This window comes from Pseudomonas sp. SDT291_1_S447, assembly GCF_054070155.1.
In genome coordinates, this window is sequence record NZ_JBSVXS010000270.1 from 1 (window position 1) to 1,100 (window position 1,100).

The following is a 1,100-nucleotide window of genomic DNA, read 5'->3' on the forward strand; positions in this document are numbered from 1 at the left end:
TTACGATCAAGAGATCGCAGCCTTCGGCAGCTCCTACATTGGATTTTTGCCACTGGTCGGGAGAAGTGGCACTTTGCCGGTCGGCAGGTAAAGTGACAAAACCTGAAGGAATCAGGTGCTTCACCTTTCCGCTTCCGTCGTCGTAGTCGGTCCTCAAGCTGGGAGCCAGGTTGTCATCGGAAGACACCAACGATCACCGGAGGACCACCTCAATGATCTCTCGTCTCGCAACACCCGACTGGGACGCCAAGGCGTACCAGCAGTTTTTCCGTCTCAGGCAACGCCCGGTCAATGAATTGCTCGACCGTGTCGACCTGCCCAACCCGCAACGCATTTACGACCTTGGCTGCGGCACCGGCATTGCCACGCAGTTGTTGGCCGAACGCTGGCCGCGCGCGCAGTTGCAGGGCGTCGACAGCTCCACGCAGATGCTCGATGAAGCGCGCTGCCTGCCGATCCGGGCGCAGTGGAAGTGTTGCGATCTGCTCGATTGGCAACCAGAGCAGCCAGCGGATCTGCTGCTCGCTGCCGCCGTACTGCACTTTATCGGGGGCCATGAAACGCTGCTGCCGCACCTGCTCGGTTATCTGAATCCCGGCGGTTGTCTGGCGGCGCACATGCCAGACTGGCGCGATGCGCTGTGGTATCGACTGATGCTCGACACCCTCGAAGACGGCGGCCCCGGCGGCACGCCGATGGGCACACCTGAGCTGCGTCAGCGCATGGCGGCGCGGCCGTTGTTGGCACTGGAGGATTACTACCGGTTGCTCGCGCCGCTGACCTCGTCGCTGGATATCTGGGAGACCGAGCAGTTGCAGGTAGTCGACGGCAAATCACCAGTGTACGACTGGGTGAAAGTCTCGGCGCTGCGGCCGGTGATGCAGGCGCTGAGTTCAGCGGAACAGGCGCGGTTTATCTATCACTATCTTATGCGAGTGCATAAGCATTATCCGCAGGAGGGGGATGGGCATACGTTGTTTGCGTTCAAGCGGATATTTATTGTTGCCAGGGTTTGAAGAGCAAAAGATCGCAGCCTTCGGCAGCTCCTACAGGGGAACGCATTCCAAATGTAGGAGCTGCCGAAGGCTGCGATCTTTTTC

General features: G+C 59.5%; 1 protein-coding gene. It reads left to right on the top strand.

From position 1 onward, the window contains the following. The first annotated feature begins 212 nt into the window (after positions 1-212). Positions 213-1,016: a methyltransferase domain-containing protein gene (locus ACW9IR_RS29480; protein ID WP_457466130.1), complete on the top strand. Its 804-nt coding sequence runs from the start codon at positions 213-215 to the stop codon at positions 1,014-1,016. Positions 1,017-1,100: the final 84 nt, after the last annotated feature.

Bases quoted from the DNA above. Each gene is read 5' to 3' on its own strand.
- ACW9IR_RS29480 (WP_457466130.1), top strand. From the start codon at position 213: ATGATCTCTCGTCTCGCAACACCCGACTGGGACGCCAAGGCGTACCAG.